This window comes from Streptomyces sp. SN-593 (assembly GCF_016756395.1).
GTDB classification, from domain to species: domain Bacteria; phylum Actinomycetota; class Actinomycetes; order Streptomycetales; family Streptomycetaceae; genus Actinacidiphila; species Actinacidiphila reveromycinica.
The window spans coordinates 991,434-1,006,785 of sequence record NZ_AP018365.1; the positions used below are offsets into that span (position 1 = coordinate 991,434).

The 15,352-nt window shown below is 75.6% G+C and carries 13 protein-coding genes, 5 tRNA genes and 1 pseudogene; 12 read left to right on the forward strand and 7 right to left on the reverse strand.

Annotation, left to right across the window (positions count from 1 at the left end; translation table 11 throughout):
* Positions 1-263 precede the first annotated feature (263 nt).
* On the forward strand, positions 264-677 hold the full coding sequence (locus tag RVR_RS04165; RefSeq protein ID WP_003959770.1) for an SsgA family sporulation/cell division regulator: 414 nt from the start codon (positions 264-266) through the stop codon (positions 675-677).
* A gap of 192 nt (positions 678-869) precedes the next feature.
* Positions 870-1,445 carry a CGNR zinc finger domain-containing protein gene (locus RVR_RS04170; RefSeq protein ID WP_202232545.1) on the forward strand — a complete coding sequence of 192 codons (576 nt, stop codon included), beginning with the start codon at positions 870-872 and terminating at the stop codon, positions 1,443-1,445.
* 118 nt (positions 1,446-1,563) lie between these two features.
* On the opposite strand, the gene RVR_RS04175 is transcribed toward RVR_RS04170, so the two are convergent.
* Both RVR_RS04175 and RVR_RS04180 read right to left on the reverse strand, forming a co-directional pair.
* Positions 1,564-2,220: a hypothetical protein gene (locus RVR_RS04175; protein ID WP_202239691.1), complete on the reverse strand. Its 657-nt coding sequence runs from the start codon at positions 2,218-2,220 to the stop codon at positions 1,564-1,566.
* Positions 2,221-2,335: 115 nt separating this feature from the next.
* The gene (locus tag RVR_RS04180; RefSeq protein ID WP_202232546.1) at positions 2,336-2,809 is read right to left on the reverse strand and encodes a hypothetical protein; all 474 of its coding nucleotides are present in this window, start codon (positions 2,807-2,809) and stop codon (positions 2,336-2,338) included.
* A gap of 244 nt (positions 2,810-3,053) precedes the next feature.
* Between RVR_RS04180 and RVR_RS04185 the strand changes: the two genes are divergently transcribed.
* Complete coding sequence (locus RVR_RS04185; RefSeq protein ID WP_202232547.1) at positions 3,054-3,557, forward strand: DsbA family protein; 504 nt, start codon at positions 3,054-3,056, stop codon at positions 3,555-3,557.
* Between the two features lie 69 nt (positions 3,558-3,626).
* Here RVR_RS04185 and RVR_RS04190 read toward each other — a convergent pair whose 3' ends face one another.
* The 3 genes from RVR_RS04190 to RVR_RS04200 all read right to left on the reverse strand — a co-directional run bounded on the left by RVR_RS04190 (position 3,627) and on the right by RVR_RS04200 (position 6,591).
* Positions 3,627-4,472 carry a GNAT family N-acetyltransferase gene (locus RVR_RS04190; protein ID WP_202232548.1) on the reverse strand — a complete coding sequence of 282 codons (846 nt, stop codon included), beginning with the start codon at positions 4,470-4,472 and terminating at the stop codon, positions 3,627-3,629.
* A 10-nt stretch (positions 4,473-4,482) separates the two neighbouring features.
* A complete protein-coding gene (locus RVR_RS04195) occupies positions 4,483-5,304 on the reverse strand; it encodes an aminotransferase class IV (protein ID WP_202232549.1) in 822 nt (273 codons plus the stop codon).
* A 120-nt stretch (positions 5,305-5,424) separates the two neighbouring features.
* The gene (locus RVR_RS04200) at positions 5,425-6,591 is read right to left on the reverse strand and encodes a chorismate-binding protein (protein WP_202238374.1); all 1,167 of its coding nucleotides are present in this window, start codon (positions 6,589-6,591) and stop codon (positions 5,425-5,427) included.
* A 251-nt stretch (positions 6,592-6,842) separates the two neighbouring features.
* Between RVR_RS04200 and RVR_RS04205 the strand changes: the two genes are divergently transcribed.
* The 9 genes and pseudogenes from RVR_RS04205 (at position 6,843) to RVR_RS04245 (ending at position 12,958) form a co-directional block, all read left to right on the forward strand.
* Positions 6,843-6,915, forward strand: a tRNA-Gly gene (locus tag RVR_RS04205).
* A gap of 32 nt (positions 6,916-6,947) precedes the next feature.
* Positions 6,948-7,021: transfer RNA gene (locus RVR_RS04210), tRNA-Cys, on the forward strand.
* Between the two features lies 1 nt (position 7,022).
* Positions 7,023-7,094: transfer RNA gene (locus tag RVR_RS04215), tRNA-Val, on the forward strand.
* 62 nt (positions 7,095-7,156) lie between these two features.
* Positions 7,157-7,228, forward strand: a tRNA-Val gene (locus RVR_RS04220).
* A gap of 19 nt (positions 7,229-7,247) precedes the next feature.
* Positions 7,248-7,319 (forward strand) — tRNA-Val (locus RVR_RS04225).
* 937 nt (positions 7,320-8,256) lie between these two features.
* Positions 8,257-9,625 (forward strand): annotated as a pseudogene (locus RVR_RS04230) (serine/threonine-protein kinase).
* A gap of 405 nt (positions 9,626-10,030) precedes the next feature.
* Positions 10,031-11,224: an acyl-CoA dehydrogenase family protein gene (locus RVR_RS04235; protein WP_202232551.1), complete on the forward strand. Its 1,194-nt coding sequence runs from the start codon at positions 10,031-10,033 to the stop codon at positions 11,222-11,224.
* Positions 11,221-12,411 carry an acyl-CoA dehydrogenase family protein gene (locus RVR_RS04240; RefSeq protein ID WP_202232552.1) on the forward strand — a complete coding sequence of 397 codons (1,191 nt, stop codon included), beginning with the start codon at positions 11,221-11,223 and terminating at the stop codon, positions 12,409-12,411. The genes RVR_RS04235 and RVR_RS04240 overlap by 4 nt, the downstream gene beginning before the upstream one ends.
* Before the next feature lie 232 nt (positions 12,412-12,643).
* Positions 12,644-12,958, forward strand: coding sequence for a hypothetical protein (locus RVR_RS04245; RefSeq protein ID WP_202232553.1), 315 nt, complete (start codon positions 12,644-12,646; stop codon positions 12,956-12,958).
* Between the two features lie 121 nt (positions 12,959-13,079).
* Here the strand turns inward: RVR_RS04245 and RVR_RS04250 are convergent, their stop codons facing one another.
* The gene (locus RVR_RS04250) at positions 13,080-13,895 is read right to left on the reverse strand and encodes a TrmH family RNA methyltransferase (protein WP_202232554.1); all 816 of its coding nucleotides are present in this window, start codon (positions 13,893-13,895) and stop codon (positions 13,080-13,082) included.
* The gene (gene cobA, locus RVR_RS04255; RefSeq protein ID WP_202232555.1) at positions 13,888-15,216 is read right to left on the reverse strand and encodes a uroporphyrinogen-III C-methyltransferase; all 1,329 of its coding nucleotides are present in this window, start codon (positions 15,214-15,216) and stop codon (positions 13,888-13,890) included. The genes RVR_RS04250 and cobA overlap by 8 nt, the downstream gene beginning before the upstream one ends.
* Between the last annotated feature and the right edge of the window lie 136 nt (positions 15,217-15,352).

The window sequence follows — 15,352 nt, forward strand, 5'->3', positions numbered from 1 at the left end:
CACCCCCACACAGACACGGCCTATCGAACGCCCGTGCGGGACACCTCCCAGCGCCGATCACTCCAAGTAGCGAGTGTGCGACTCCCGCGGACTGGCCAAACCGTCCCGAAACGGCTCCGTACGGGTCTTCCCGCTAAGCCGGACGAGGTACCAGAAGCCGCACAAACACCTCAGAGGGGTTTACAACGTCGCCGCAGGTGGCATGTCGATTTCGCCGACGTGCGAATCCCCGAGCGCACACTGAGCGAAAGGCCCTGGCGCTTATGAACACCACGGTCAGCTGCGAGCTGCACCTGCGCCTCGTTGTGTCGAGCGAATCCTCACTGCCCGTGCCCGCGGGCTTGCGGTACGACACGGCCGATCCGTATGCCGTGCACGCCACCTTCCACACCGGAGCCGAAGAGACGGTCGAATGGGTGTTCGCCCGCGACCTGCTCGCCGAGGGGCTGCACCGCCCCACCGGCACCGGCGACGTCAGAGTCTGGCCGTCCCGCAGCCACGGTCAGGGCGTCGTCTGCATCGCCCTCAGCTCCCCGGAGGGCGAAGCCCTGCTCGAAGCCCCGGCGCGGGCCCTGGAGTCCTTCCTGAAGCGGACGGACGCCGCGGTCCCACCGGGCACCGAACACCGCCACTTCGATCTGGACACGGAGCTCTCGCACATCCTCGCGGAGAGCTGATCCCCGTATCCCGTACCGTCCGCGGTCGTCCTACTCGGGGGGACGCCCGGACACCGGCCGCGTCGGGCCACCACCAGCGGTCCGACGCCGCAGGCAACGGAGCCGCCGCCGTGGGAGGAGTCCCCCACGGCGGCGGCTCCCGCGCTAGAGTCACGGGATTCAGCCGCCGGCCACGCGGGCAGGAGCGATCCCGTGCTCATCAACCACGACACCAGGTGCGCGCTCGACTGCGTGGTGGACCTGGTCAACTCCGCGCCGCAGATCGAGGGCCGTGACGGCCTGGACGACGTCGCCGACCTGCGCGCCTTCGTCGAGCGGCACGACGTCAGCGACGTCGCCACGCTCGACCGCGACGACATAGCCGCCGTCCACGCGGTGCGGGAACGGTTCGCCCAGGTCTTCGCCGCGCCGGACGACCCGAGCGCCGTCTCCGTGCTCAACGAGATGATCGCCGAGGCCGGCACCACGCCCCGGCTCACCGACCACGACGGCTACGACTGGCACGTGCACTACTTCTCGCCCGGCGCCTCACTGGCCACCCACGTCGCGGCGGACTGCGGAATGGCGATCGCCTTCCTGGTGCTCGCCGGGGAACGGGAACGGCTCCGGCGCTGCGACGCCCCGACCTGCCGCCGCGCCTTCGTGGACCTCTCCCGCAACCGCTCCCGCCGGTACTGCGACAGCCGCACCTGCGGGAACCGGCTGCACGTCGCCGCGTACCGGGCCCGCCGGCGCGAGGCGGGGGAAGCCGAGCCCCTGGGGTCGTAGACCGCGCGAGGCGGGCGCACAGGGCCCGGAAGACGTGGAACACCCGGCGGGCGGCACTGCGAGCGCGCCCGGACCCGGCGAGGGCGCCGCACCGGCGCAAGGACGCGGGCGGCAGGGGCTACAGGGCCAGCAGGTCCCACCCGGCGCCCGCGCCGATCAGCCCCCCGACCACGCACAGGAACAGCATCAGAGGCGGCTGCGACAGCGCGTACAGGCATCCCCTGGGCTCCACGAACTCGCCCCGGCGCCGAGCGGCCCGCCTGGCCGCACGCCAGGACTGCGGCTTCGGCGGAGCGGCGGCGGGAGGGCCGGCGGGCGTGGCGGGATGCCCGGCGAGCGCCGCGGGGCCGGCGGGCGCGGCGGCGCGGCCCACGGCTTCCGAACCGCCCGATCCCGACTCGTCGGGTCCCAAACCGTCCCGTCCCCAACCGTCCGCTTCCGAACCACCCGGTTCCGACACGCCCGGCGGCCCGGGTCGTACCGGAGAACCCGGCCGGACCGGGAAGGCGGGGTGGACGGACCGGCGGGGTGCAACCGGCCGGACCGGTGTCAGGGGGGCCGCCGCCGCCTCGGGGAGGTCGGGGCGGGGCGGCGGGGCGGGGAGCAGCGCCGCGCGGACCGGCGGGGCGGGGAGCACGGGGACGGGCCGGACGACGAGCAGCGGGCCCGCGGAGTCGTCGGCGGTGAGGGTGACCAGGGCGGTGAGGGCGGAGACGGGCGGTTCGGCACGGTCCGGCCGCGGAGGGGCGATGACGTCCCCGGGGGTGGGCAGCACACCGCGATGATCGCGCAGCGCCGCACCCCGCGCGGCCCAACACGCGGACTTTACAAGGGTGTTTACCTGCGTCTCGGATGCCGGGACCGACTTGCGCGACCGGCCCGGAACCGCCTCAGATCCCGCGGCGCTTCAAGATCTCCTCGACGTCCGCGAAGTCCGACAGGCCGCTGTCGGAGGCGGCGCGTGAGCGCCGCCCGCCCCCGCTCAGCGCGGGGGCGGAACCGGCCGCGGGACCGGCGGCTCCGGCCACGGCGGCGGGACCGGTCGCGGCCGCGGAGGTGTCGCCGCCGCGCCGCCCGCGCCGGCCCGAGACCAGCCGCGTGATGCCGAACAGGACCGCGGAGCAGGCGATGACGCCGAAGCCGAGCCACACCGAGGGCTTGAGGACGAGGTCCACGGCCCAGTCGCCCGTGGCGGTGCCGATCTTGCGGCCCAGGGTGACCAGGCCGGCCAGCGCCAGCCCGACCGGCAGCAGCGAGAACGCGGCGATCCGCGTCGCGGCCAGGAACCTGCGGCGGTACGCGGTCACGATCGCGATGGCCAGGCCGCCCGCGGACAGGGCGGCGCACAGCGTGTCGGTCAGCATCCGGCGGCTCCTGCGGCTGCGGGTCGGCCCGGGGCCGGCCGGGCCCGCGGGAGTGGTCGCTCCCATCCTGCCTCGCCCGGGCCGCCGGCGGCCACGACGGAGACCCGGCTTCCCCGGAAACCGGGGGGCATCTCCGGGTTCCTCCTCCGTGAGCGGTAGGTCGCGAGGGGGAGGCGGGGCCGTCGCCACCGCCGCCGCGCGCCGGCCCGTCCTGCCCTCCCGTGCCAGGTGGGAGACTTGTCGTATGACCGACATCCCCTCCTCCCCCGCCGTGCTCGACGTCTGGTGCGAGTTGCAGTGCCCGGACTGCCGCACCGCCCTGGTCGACCTGCGGGCCCTGCGCGAGCGGTACGGCACCGCGCTCGACATCCGCTTCCGGCACTTCCCGCTGCCCCGGCATCAGCACGCGCAGGCGGCCGCGGAGGCGTACGAGGAGGCGCACGCGCAGGGGAAGGGCTGGCCGTTCGCCGAGGCGGTGCTCGCCCGGGTGGAGGAACTGGCCGACCGCGGTCAGCCCGTGCTGGTCGAGACGGCGGCCGAACTCGGCCTGGACGCCGACGAGGTGGACACCGCGCTGATCGACGGCCGGCACCTGCTGGTGGTGGACGCCGACGTGGCCGAGGCGAAGGCGATCGGTGTGACCGGCACGCCGACCTACCTGATCGGCGACGAACTCCTCGACGGCTCCAAGGCGCAGGACGGGCTGCGCGAGCGGATCGAGCAGATCGTGGACCGGCTGCTCGGCTGAGGGGCGGCCCGGCGCCCTTCGCGGCGACCGGGCACCCTTCGTGCACGAACACCCCCGCTCGGCCACCCCCTACAGCAGCGGCTTGCTGAAGTGGTGGTCGGTCGTGCGGTAGCCCAGGGACGCGTAGAGGTGGAGCGCGGGGGCGTTCCCGGCGAAGACGTTCAGCCCGAGGGTGGTGGCGCCCCCCTTGCGGGTCAGCTCCTCGGCCACGCGCATGAGGGCGCGGCCGAAGCCGCGGCCGCGGTACTCGGGGGCGACCTCGACGGAGCTGACCCAGGACGGGTCGGCGAGGCGTACCCAGGAGAGGTGGCCGGCGGGGGCGCCGTCGTGTTCGAGGACGAGCACCATGGTGCCGGGTGAGGCCAGCCCCTCCGGGAAGGCGCTGGCGAAGCCGGCGGACTCCTCGCGTTCGGCCTGGTCGTCCGGCACGCCGGAGCCGGTGAGGGCGGCGACGTAGCCGTCGCGCTCGTGGTCGCGCCAGGCGGCGTACTCCTCCTCGCGCATCGGGCGCAGTGTGGTGCCCGGCGGCAGCAGACCGGCGGGGGGCCGGTCGTCGGTCTCGCGTGCGGGAAGGGCGAGCAGCATGGTGCGGTTGCGCTCGGTGTAGCCGAGGGCCGCCGCCATCCGCAGGGCGTACGGCATGCCGGCGCCGACCGTGGTCTCCACCCGGGTGCAGCCCCACTGCCGCAGCACCTCCTCGGCGGCGAGCGCGGCCACGGTGCCCCGGCCGCGCCGGCGGTCGGGCTCGTCGATCGTCAGCGCGTCGATCCGGCCGACGGTCGGGCCGTAGCGGCGGTCGGTGCCGACTCCGACGGCGCCGACCGGGCGGCTGTTGACGCACACGGTGTAGGCCGCGGACCGGGCGCCGTCGGCCCCGGTGAGCACCGGCCGGGCCGGACGCAGGGTGGTGGTCACCGGGCGGCTCCTACGGGTTGGGGTCGGCGGCGGCGCGCTCGGCGAAGACCCGCATCGCCTTGGCGGTGATCGGCCCGGGGGCGCCGGGCAGCGTCTGGTCGTCGAGGCGGTGGACGGCCTGGACGTCGCGCAGGCTGGAGGTCAGGAACACCTCGTCGGCCTCCGCGAGGACGTCCAGCGGCAGTTCGGCCTCCTCGGCGCCGGCCCACTCCACCACGAGCGCGCGGGTGATGCCGGCCAGGCAGCCCGACTCCAGCGGCGGAGTGAGCAGCCGGCCCCCGAGGGCCACGAACACGTTGGAGCCGGTGCCCTCGCACAACTGCCCCCGGGTGTTGGCGAACAGCGCCTCGGAGGCACCGGCGGCGTGCGCGCGGGCCAGGGCGACCACGTTCTCGCCGTAGGAGGTGGTCTTCAGGCCGGTCAGCGCGCCCTTCTCGTTGCGGGTCCAGGGCACGGTGACCGCCGCGGTGGTGTCGGGGCGCGGGCTCGCCGGGCCGAGCGCGACCACGAGGGTGGGGCCGGCGTCCCCGCGGTCGGAGCCGAGCGGGGACAGGCCGCCGGTGTAGGTGACGCGCAGCCGGCCCAGCGGCACCGGGTTGGCGTCGAGCACCGCCGCACAGGCGCGGGCCACCTCGTCGAGGTCGGGCTCGGGCAGCCCGAGGCCGGCCGCGGAGCGGGCCAGCCGCTCCAGGTGGCGCCCGGTCGCGAAGGCCCGGCCGTGCTCGGCCTTCAGGGTCTCGAAGACACCGTCGCCGACCGTCAGGCCGTGGTCGAGCACGGACACCGTGGCGTCGGCCGCGTCCCGCAGCCCGCCGTCCACCCAGATCCTCACCGCACTGTCCTTTCACCGTCGCGCGCGGCGCCCGGGCCGGGTGCCGCCCTTCGGACCCGGCGGGCCCTCCACGCGCCCGCCGGACCGCTCACGTCCTGCTCACATCCTGCTCATGTCCGCTCATATCCCGCGCACGTAGCCCGTGTACTCCGCCGGTGCCTCGCGCGTGCCGGGGTACACCTCCGACGCTACCGCCAGCAGCCGCTCGGCCTTCAATTCGGTCTCGGCCCACTCGCCGGCCGGGTCGGAGCCCCAGGTGATGCCCGCGCCGGCGCCGAAGCGCAGCACCGGGCCGCCGGGCGCGTCCCGGTCGATCCAGAACGTGCGGATGCCGACGGCGAGTTCGGCGGTGCGCCGATCGGCGTCCACCCAGCCGACCGCGCCGCAGTACGGGCCCCGCGGGGCGGTCTCCAGCTCGGCGATGATCCGCAGCGCGCTCGACTTCGGCGCGCCGGTGACCGAGCCGGGCGGGAACGCGGCGGCGAACAGCTCCGGCCAGCCGGCGCCGGGCCGCAACTCGCCGCGCACGGTGGAGACCAGGTGCACCAGGCCGGGGTGCGGCTCGACCGCGCACAGGGCGGGCACGGTCACGGTGCCGGTGGCGCACACCCGGCCCAGGTCGTTGCGGACCAGGTCGACGATCATCACGTTCTCCGCGTGGTCCTTGGCGAGGAAGTCCTGTGCGGTGCGGGCGGTTCCCTTGATCGGGCCGGACTCCACGGTGGCGCCGCGGCGGCGCAGGAACAGCTCGGGCGAGGCGGTGGCGATCTCGACACCGTGCGCGGGCAGCCGGACGACGCCGGCGTACGGGGCGGGGTTGCCGGCCGCGAGCACGGCGCCGAGCGCGTCGATGTCCCCGTACGGGCGGGCGCCTTCGGACGGTTCGTACCGGGAGGCGCCGGTGCCGGTGCCAGGGGTGGGGGTGGGGGTGGGGCGGCCGGGGAGGGGCGCGCTGAGCACCCGGCAGAGGTTGACCTGGTAGACCTCGCCGGTCGCGATCCTGGCCCGGATCTCGCGGACGCCCGCCTCGTAGGTCTCCTGGTCCGCCGAGGAGGTCCAGGTCCGCGGGTCGGGGCCGCGCCAGCCGGCGTGTGCGGCGACCTCGGCCGGGGTGGCGCCGGGCGGCGGCGCGGGCCGGGGCGCGCGGCGCACGTCGCCGAACCGGGCGCACAGGGTGCGGCCGTCGAAGTCCGCCGCGACCGCCCAGAAGCCGGACGAGTCCAGCGCGGCCACGTCGTCGGTGACGTCGCGGAGGTCGGTGGCCACGAGCGGACCGAACCGGGCCATCGGGGGCAGGTCGGGAAGGGCGCGCACCAAGGCTCCCTGGGGTCGGGCGGAGTACCGGGGACGGGCCGGACCGCGCAGGTGAGCGGCCTGCCGGGCGGGGTGCCGGGCCGGCCGTCGGACCGCCGGGGCCGGTCGTTTCGCCGTCAACAGCTTGTCATTGCCCCGGCACGCTGCGGAAACCGGTTTTTGAGCTGGCCCGGGAATCCGCTAGAGTTCAACTCGTCGCCGAGCAGTCTACGGTGGCGGCACCTGCGGACGTGGCTCAGTTGGTAGAGCATCACCTTGCCAAGGTGAGGGTCGCGAGTTCGAATCTCGTCGTCCGCTCGATGTGGGGGATCACCCGAACCCCTGCTGCTGGTGGAGTGGCCGAGAGGCGAGGCAACGGCCTGCAAAGCCGTCTACACGGGTTCAAATCCCGTCTCCACCTCCAAGGACGATTAGCTCAGCGGGAGAGCGCTTCCCTGACACGGAAGAGGTCACTGGTTCAATCCCAGTATCGTCCACTGGCCCCGACCGGGGCCTTTGCCACACCCGCCGGCGCAGCACCGGCACCGTTCCACCCCCCGCGCGATTAGCTCAGCGGGAGAGCGCTTCCCTGACACGGAAGAGGTCACTGGTTCAATCCCAGTATCGCGCACGCGTCATCGCACCGTCCCGGACGATTAGCTCAGCGGGAGAGCGCTTCCCTGACACGGAAGAGGTCACTGGTTCAATCCCAGTATCGTCCACACCCGGCCGAGGGCCGGAGACCCGAGGGTCTCCGGCCCTCGGCCTTTCCCGTCCGCCCCGAGGCGCGGGAAACAGCGCTGTGCCCGGGTATCGGCTGATACCCGGGCAACCGCTGCCGTCCGTCCTACCCCCGTCCCCACGGGGTTGACCGGTGAGTCCCGACCCGGACCGCTCTTCCAGGCCCGGGGCGTGGTGTGACGCCCCGACGGGCCGGTCACGGACGACGTCTGTGCGATCCCGCCGCGGGCGCGGCGGTGATCGAGTCCATGGTGTTCACGTGGGAGCGGCGGGCGCCTGACCTCGGGGGACGAGTGCACCGCCCGCCGCTCGACATCAAATCTACGAGCCGGGAAGGGCGGGGTCGTCATGCCTCCGGACATCTTTCCGGCCTCCCGGAGGATGACGTCCCATCCGCCGCATACTCCCCAGGGTGGACGTCGGGCGGGCGCGTCTCAGGGGTGTCCCGGAAGCCGTCCGGGCGGTGCGCGGCGGGGACGCCGCCGCGCGTGACGTCTCTCACCTCCACGCCGCCGCACCGCCGCGCCCCCGCGACCGGTCCGGGTCGCCGCCGCCTCACCCGTGGAGCGGCGGGAGGGTGCCTCCCTCGCCGGAGGCCGTGGCGGACCGCGCCTCGGCGACCGTCCGGGCGCATATGCCTTTCACAGCGTCACCCTCCTTCGGTGGAAAGCCAGTTGGCGGTGGCCGGGGGGTGGAGGCGGGTGCGGCGGGAGGCGCGGCCCGCCCGGCCCGGGGCCGCGGTTCCCGGCGCGTCCCGCGCCTTCACGACGCCACCGCCCACGGACAATTCACGGCCCGTCGCCTGCGAGGCATCAACGCACGCGGGGACTTGAGTACGTAAGCTGTGGGCGGCCGACCGGCCAGCGACGCGGAGTGGGGGTACTCCTCCCCACCGCCGGAGGTAGGGGACGGACTCACATGGCGATGATGCGGCTACGGCGCGAGGACCCGCGGGTCGTCGGCTCGTTCCGGCTGCATCGGCGGCTCGGCGCCGGCGGCATGGGCGTGGTGTACCTGGGCGCGGACAAGCGCGGGCAGCGGGTGGCGCTGAAGGTGATCAGGCCGGAGCTGGCCGAGGACCAGGAGTTCCGGTCCCGGTTCGCGCGCGAGGTGTCGGCGGCCCGGCGGATCAGGGGCGGCTGCACCGCCCGGCTGGTCGCCGCGGACCTGGAGGCCGAGCGGCCCTGGTTCGCGACGCAGTACGTCCCCGGGCCCTCGCTGCACGACAAGGTCGCCGAGGGCGGTGTCCTGCCGGCCGCCGAGGTCGCCTCGATCGGGGCGGCGCTGGCGGAGGGCCTGGTGGCCGTCCACGAGGCGGGCGTCGTACACCGCGACCTGAAGCCGTCGAACATCCTGCTGTCGCCCAAGGGCCCGCGCATCATCGACTTCGGGATCGCCTGGGCGACCGGGGCGAGCACGCTGACCCACGTCGGGACGGCGGTCGGCTCGCCCGGCTTCCTCGCGCCGGAGCAGGTACGGGGGGCGCCGGTCACGCCGGCCACCGACGTCTTCGCGTTCGGGGCGACGCTGGCGTACGCGGCGACCGCGGACTCGCCGTTCGGGCAGGGCAGCTCCGAGGTGATGCTCTACCGGGTGGTGCACGAGGAGCCCGATCTCGTCGGGGTGCCGGACGCGCTCGCCCCGCTGGTGTACGCGTGCCTGGCGAAGGGCCCGGAGGAGCGGCCGAGCACCGTGCAGTTGTCGGAGCGGCTGGCGGAGATCGCGACGCGCGAGGCGCGGGGGCTGGCGACGGTCCGGCCGCCGCGGCCGGAGCGGCCCACGGGCCGGCGTGCCGAGGAGTACGCGCAGCAGCGGACGGAGCGCGGCTCGGCGGTCCCCGGCGGGGGGCGTACGGCGGGGGGCTCGCACGGGAGCGGGACGCGGACCCCGGCGAAGGCCCCGGCGGGGCGGGTGCCGGGCGGGCGGACGCCCGCGGGGCGGGCGTCCGGAGGGTTTCCGGTGGCCCCGGGGGCTTCGGGGACGTCGGGCGGTTCGGGTGGCCCCGGGGGTCCGGGGTCGGGGGCGTCGCCCGCGGCGGGGACCGCCGCGGGCAGGACGGCGGCGGGCCGCACTCCCTCGAACCGGACCCCCGCGCCGCGGAGGTCCGGCGGCGCTGATCCGCGGCGGCGGCTTCTGCGGCAGCGGGTGTTCGTGTTCGTGATCGTCACGCTCATCGCGGCGGCGTGTATCGCGGTGCTCCAAGCGGTGTGAGGGCGGCGCCCGCGGGTGCACGCGTGAGTCGGTGCCCCTTGCGGTGTACGGGCCGCTGACCCGCCGTCGTGGCTGATCGCGCAGTTCCCCGCGCCCCCAAAGAGCTGCCCCCTCACGGTGCACGAGCCACCAGCCCGCCGTCGTGGCTGATCGCGCAGTTCCCCGCGCCCCCAAAGAGCTGCCCCCTTGCGGTGTACGGGCCGCTGACCCGCCGTCGTGGCTGATCGCGCAGTTCCCCGCGCCCCCAAGAAGCCGCCCCCTCACGGCGCACGGATCACCGACCCGCCATCGTGGCTGATCGCGCAGTTCCCCGCGCCCCCAAGAAGCCGCCCCCTCACGGCGCACGGGCCACCGACCCGCCATCGTGGTTGCTCGCGCAGTTCCCCGCGTCCCCAGGTGCGGGTCTAGGCAGGAGGGGCGGGGTCGGGTACGTTAACAAGCGCTTGCTTAGGACTCGGTCGACGGAGAGGGCGGCGGCGCGATGGCGAAGGACAGGGAGGCGGACCTGCGGGAGCGGGCGCGGGCGCTGCTGGCCGCACATCCGCCGGGAACCGTACCCCCCGGGGAGTTCCTGCGGGCGCGGTTCGACGCGGGCCTGGCGTGGGTGCACTTCCCGCCCGGCCTCGGCGGTCTCGGCGCCCCGCGCGCGCTCCAGCCCGTGGTGGACGCCGAACTCACCGCCGCGGGCGCGCCCGACAACGACCCGCACCGCATAGGCATCGGCCTGGGCATGGCCGCGCCGACCATCCTCCGCCACGGCACCGAGGAGCAGCAGCGGCGCTTCCTGCGCCCGTTGTGGACCGGCGAGGAGGTCTGGTGCCAGCTGTTCTCCGAACCGGGCGCGGGCTCCGACCTGGCCGGACTCGGTACCCGGGCGGTACAGGAGCCGGACGGCGGCGACTGGATCGTGGACGGCCAGAAGGTCTGGACGTCCAGCGCCCACAACGCGCGCTGGGCGATCCTCATCGCCCGCACCGACCCCGACGTGCCCAAGCACCAGGGCATCACGTACTTCGTGTGCGACATGACCGACCCGGGCGTCGAGGTCCGGCCGCTGCGCCAGATCACCGGCGAGGCGGAGTTCAACGAGGTGTTCCTGACCGGGGTGCGCATACCCGACGCGCACCGGCTGGGCGAGGTCGGCGACGGCTGGCGGGTCGCGCAGGGCACCCTGGCGAACGAACGGGTCGCCATAGGCGGTGTGGTGCTGCCCCGCGAGGCGGGCATGATCGCGGCCCCCGCCGCGGCCTGGCGGGAGCGGCCGGAGCTCCGTACGACCGAACTGCACGACCGGCTGCTGTCGGCGTGGGTGGACGCCGAGGTGGCGCGGCTGTCCGCGGAACGCGTCCGGCAGCAGCTCGCCGCGGGCTCCCCCGGACCCGAGGGCGCGGGCCTGAAGCTCGCCTTCGCCCGGCTGAACCAGCGGATCAGCGGGCTGGAGGTCGAACTCCTCGGCGAGGACGGGCTGCGGTACTCCGACTGGACCATGGTCCGCCCGCGCAGCGTCGACTTCTACGGCCGCGACGCCGGCTTCCGCTACCTGCGGGCCAAGGGCAACTCCATCGAGGGCGGCACCTCGGAGATCCTGCGCAACATCATCGCCGAGCGGGTGCTGCGCCTGCCCGCGGAACCCCGCACCGACAAGGACGCCGCCTGGAAGGACCTGCCCCGATGACCTCCCCGACCCGTCCCGCGGCCTCGACCGACGCCGGCTCCGGCACCGCCGGCAGCGCCCCCGCCGGTACCCCGGACCTGCTGTACTCCGATGTCGAGGACGACCTGCGCGGCACGGTCCGCGCCCTGCTCGCCGACCGCTGCCCGCCGGACGCCGTCCTCGCCCGGGCGGAGGACCCGCGGCCGTACGACGCCGAACTGTGGCGGCTGCTCGCGGCCGACCTCGGCCTCGCCGGGCTGCTGGTGCCCGAACGGCTGGGCGGCCAGGGCGCGAGCGCGCGCGAAACGGCCGTCGTGCTGGAGGAGTTGGGCGGTGCGGTGGCGCCGACGCCTTTCCTCGGCAGCGCGGTGCTGGCCACCTCGACGCTGCTCGGCTGCGACACCGCGGACGGAACGGTCGCCGACCTGCTGCGGCATCTGGCCACGGGCGAGGCGACCGCCGCGCTGGCCGTCCCGCTGGCCGCGGCACCCGGAGGCGGCTTCCCGGCGGCCGTACGGGCGGATGCCGAGGGCCGGTTGACCGGCCGGGTGACGAGCGTGGCGGACGCCGTCGGCGCCGACGTACTGGTGGTGCCCGCGCTCGGCCCGGCCGGCCCGGGGCTGTACGAGGTGGCCGCGGCGGACGCCTCGGTCGAGCCGTTCAGCTCGCTGGACCTCACCCGTCCGCTGGCCGACGTCGTCTTCGACGGTGCCGCCGCCCGCCCGCTGCCCGCGGGGGACGCGGCCGTCGCGCTGGACGCGGCGCTGCGCACCGGCGCGGGCCTGCTCGCCTCCGAGCAGGTCGGGCTGGCGCAGTGGTGCCTCGACGAGACGGTGCGCTACCTCGGGCAGCGGCACCAGTTCGGGCGGGTGGTCGGCTCGTTCCAGTCGCTCAAGCACCGGTTGGCCGACGTGTGGCTGGAGGTGGTCTCGGCGCGGGCGGCGGCCCGCGCGGCGGCCGACGCGCTGGCGACCGGCTCGCCGGACGCCCCGGTGGCGGTGGCGGTCGCGCAGGCGTACGCGGCGGCTGTCGCGGTGCACGCGGCCGAGGAGGCGGTGCAGCTGCACGGCGGGATCGGCATGACGTGGGAGCATCCCGCGCACCTCTACCTCAAGCGTGCGAAGGCCGACGAGATCGCGCTGGGCACCCCGGGCCGCCACCGCGCGGCGCTGGCCCCGCTGATCGAACTCCCCCCGCCCGGGCGCTGACCCGCGCCGTGGGGCCCGCCGCTCCCGCCCGGCCCCGCGAGGTGAACGGGTAAGGGGGCCGCGCAACCGCCGTGTGGACGCGTCGCGTCCGTGTTGACAGGATTCCCCTGTCCCGGACGCGTGTCCCCGTCCCGGCCGGACCGGCCACGGCGCCGCGAACCGCGGCCGCCGCCGCACGCGCACCACCCGCGGGACACGCGGCACCCGCACCACCAACGGGAGGAAGTACCCCATGACGGACAAGGTCGCCAGTCCCATGTGGCAGGCGCTCAACGACCTGCACACCGAGGTGCAGAAGGACCTCGCGGACGTGCAAGCGTCGCTGAAGGACGCCGACAAGCGGATGGCCGGCGGGAAGGGCGACGTGTGGGTCGGCGCCACCGCGCGCGGCTGGGCCAAGGACCTGACGGGTGCCGCCTCGGACATCGTGACGCAGGCCAACGGTTTCGCCGAGTACGTCAGCCGCGAACTCGCCGCGCACCCGAAGGAAGTGACCCCGGCCGTGGCGGACACCGAACGCCGGGTGCTGGCCGGACGCCTGCGCTGAGCGCTCCCGCGCCGGTCGCGGCGGCGCGTCCGGCGCGGGTACGTGCGTCAGGCGCGGGTACGTGCGTCAGGCGCGCCCGGCGCGGGTAGCGCGTCAGGCGCCGGTGGCGTGGGTACGCGCGTCAGGCGCGGGTGGCGTAGAAGGCGACGGCGGACGCGGCGGCCACGTTGAGGGAGTCGACACCCGCGGCCATGGGGATGGTGACGCGGGTGTCGGCCGCCCGCAGGGCCGCCGGGGTCAGTCCGTCGCCTTCGGTGCCGAGCATGAGGGCGAGCCGGTCCGGGTGGGAGGCGGCCAGCACGTCGAGCGGGACCGCGTCGTCGGCCAGGCAGAGCGCGGCGACGGTGAAGCCGTGCGCGCGCAGCAGGGCGAGGTCCTGCGGCCAGTCGTCCAGCCGGGTCCACGGCACCGAGAACACCGCGCCCATGGAGACCTTGACCGCCCGCCGGTAGAACGGGTCGGCGCAGCGCGGGCTGAGCAGGACCGCGTCCACGCCCAGCGCCGCGGCGGAGCGGAAACCGGCGCCGAGGTTGGCGTGGTCGACGGTGTCCTCGAACACCGCGACCCGGCGCGGCCCCGGACCGAGCCCGGCCAGCAGCGCGTCCACGGAACGCAGCGGTGTGCGGGCCATCGAGGCGAGCGCGCCGCGGTGCACGTGGTAGCCGGTGACCTGCTCGGCGAGCGCGGGCGTCACCTCGTACACCGGCGCGGTGGCCGCGTCGACCACGTCGCGCATCGGACCGAGCCACTTCGCGGACAGCAGCATCGAGCGCATGGGGTAGCCGGCGGCCAGGGCGCGCCGGATGACCTTCTCGCCCTCGGCGATGAACAGCCCCTCGGCGGGTTCGCGGCGCCGGCGCAACTCGACGTCGGTGAGGGAGGTGTAGTCGGCCAGCCGCGGGTCGGCGGGGTCCTCGACGGCGACCGGTTCAGCCACGCGCGACGCCACCCGGGCCGGTGCCGGGGACGGTACCGGTATCCGTGCCGGTACCAAGGCTGGTGCCGGGACCGGAGGTGCCGGCCGCCCGCGCGGCGTCGGCCACCGCGCCGCCCACGGCCACCACGTCGCCGATCACGATCACCGCGGGCGGGCGCACGCCCTCCTCCGCGACGCGCCGGCCGACGTCGCCGAGCGTGGCGTCCACCCGGCGCTGAGCGGCGGTCGTGCCCTCCTGGACGACGGCGACGGGGGTGTCGGCGGGACGCCCCTCCGCGACCAGCGCCGCCGCGATCGACCCGATCCGTTCCACCGCCATCAGCAGCACCAGGGTCCCGCGCAGCTTCGCCAGCGCCGCCCAGTCCACCAGCGAACGCGGGTCGTCCGGGGCGACGTGCCCGCTGACCACGGTGAACTCGTGCGCGACCCCCCGGTGGGTGACGGGGACGCCGGCGGCGGCCGGCACGCTGATCGCGCTGGAGATGCCGGGCACCACCGTCACCGGGATGCCCTCGCGGGCCAGCGCCTCGGCCTCCTCCATGCCGCGCCCGAACACGTACGGGTCGCCGCCCTTGAGCCGGACCACGGCCTTGCCGGCCTTCGCGTGCTCGACCAGCGCCGCGTTGATCGCCTCCTGGGCCATCGCCCGGCCGTACGGGATCTTCGCCGCGTCGATGACCTCGACGTGCGGGCCCAACTCGTCGAGCAGGTCGCGCGGGCCGAGCCGGTCGGCGACCACCACGTCCGCCTCCGCCAGCAGTCGCCGGCCGCGCACCGTGATCAGGTCCGGGTCGCCCGGGCCGCCGCCGACCAGTGCGACGCCGGCGGCACGGGCGCGGTGGTGCGGTGCGCCCAGCGTGCCGTCGCGCAGTCCGGCGACCACCGCGTCGCGCACCGCCGCCGAGCGCCGCGGGTCGTGGCCGGTCAGCACCGCGACGGTGACGCCGTCGCTGCGGCCGGTCGCCGGGGTCCACGCGGTCGCCGCGTCCGCGTCGTCGCTGCGCACGCACCACACCCGGCGCTCCTCCGCCTCGGCGCTCGCCGCGGCGTTGGCGGCCGGGTCGGTGCTGGCGACCAGCGCGTACCACGCGTCCGCGAGGTCGCCCGGACGGTACTTGCGGCGCTCCCAGCGCAGTTCGCCGGCCGTCACCATCGCCTCGACCGACGCCGTGGCCGAGGGCGACACGAGCACGACGTCGGCGCCCGCCGAGACCAGCGCGGGAAGCCGCCGCTGGGCGACCTGCCCGCCGCCGATCACCACGACCCGTTTCCCGGCCAGGCGCAGCCCTACGGGGTACGCGGGGGCGTCGGCGTGCGGCATGAGGGCTCCTCGGTCGTGCGGACTTCTTACACTCTACGGTCCGGCGCCGCCGTGGTTCCGGGCCGTCCCGGCCGCGGGCCGGTGGCCGGGACGGCCGCGGCACTCCCCCGGGCCGCGCCGGGGAACGCCCGGTCTT

What these genes read in the sequence shown, in the direction of transcription:
- RVR_RS04235 (WP_202232551.1), top strand. Translation starts at nt 10,031, where the DNA reads ATGGCGAAGGACAGGGAGGCGGACCTGCGGGAGCGGGCGCGGGCGCTG.
- cobA (WP_202232555.1), bottom strand. Translation starts at nt 15,216, where the DNA reads ATGCCGCACGCCGACGCCCCCGCGTACCCCGTAGGGCTGCGCCTGGCC.
- RVR_RS04185 (WP_202232547.1), top strand. Translation starts at nt 3,054, where the DNA reads ATGACCGACATCCCCTCCTCCCCCGCCGTGCTCGACGTCTGGTGCGAG.
- RVR_RS04165 (WP_003959770.1), top strand. Translation starts at nt 264, where the DNA reads ATGAACACCACGGTCAGCTGCGAGCTGCACCTGCGCCTCGTTGTGTCG.
- RVR_RS04180 (WP_202232546.1), bottom strand. Translation starts at nt 2,809, where the DNA reads ATGCTGACCGACACGCTGTGCGCCGCCCTGTCCGCGGGCGGCCTGGCC.
- RVR_RS04245 (WP_202232553.1), top strand. Translation starts at nt 12,644, where the DNA reads ATGACGGACAAGGTCGCCAGTCCCATGTGGCAGGCGCTCAACGACCTG.
- RVR_RS04240 (WP_202232552.1), top strand. Translation starts at nt 11,221, where the DNA reads ATGACCTCCCCGACCCGTCCCGCGGCCTCGACCGACGCCGGCTCCGGC.
- RVR_RS04200 (WP_202238374.1), bottom strand. Translation starts at nt 6,591, where the DNA reads ATGGCCCGGTTCGGTCCGCTCGTGGCCACCGACCTCCGCGACGTCACC.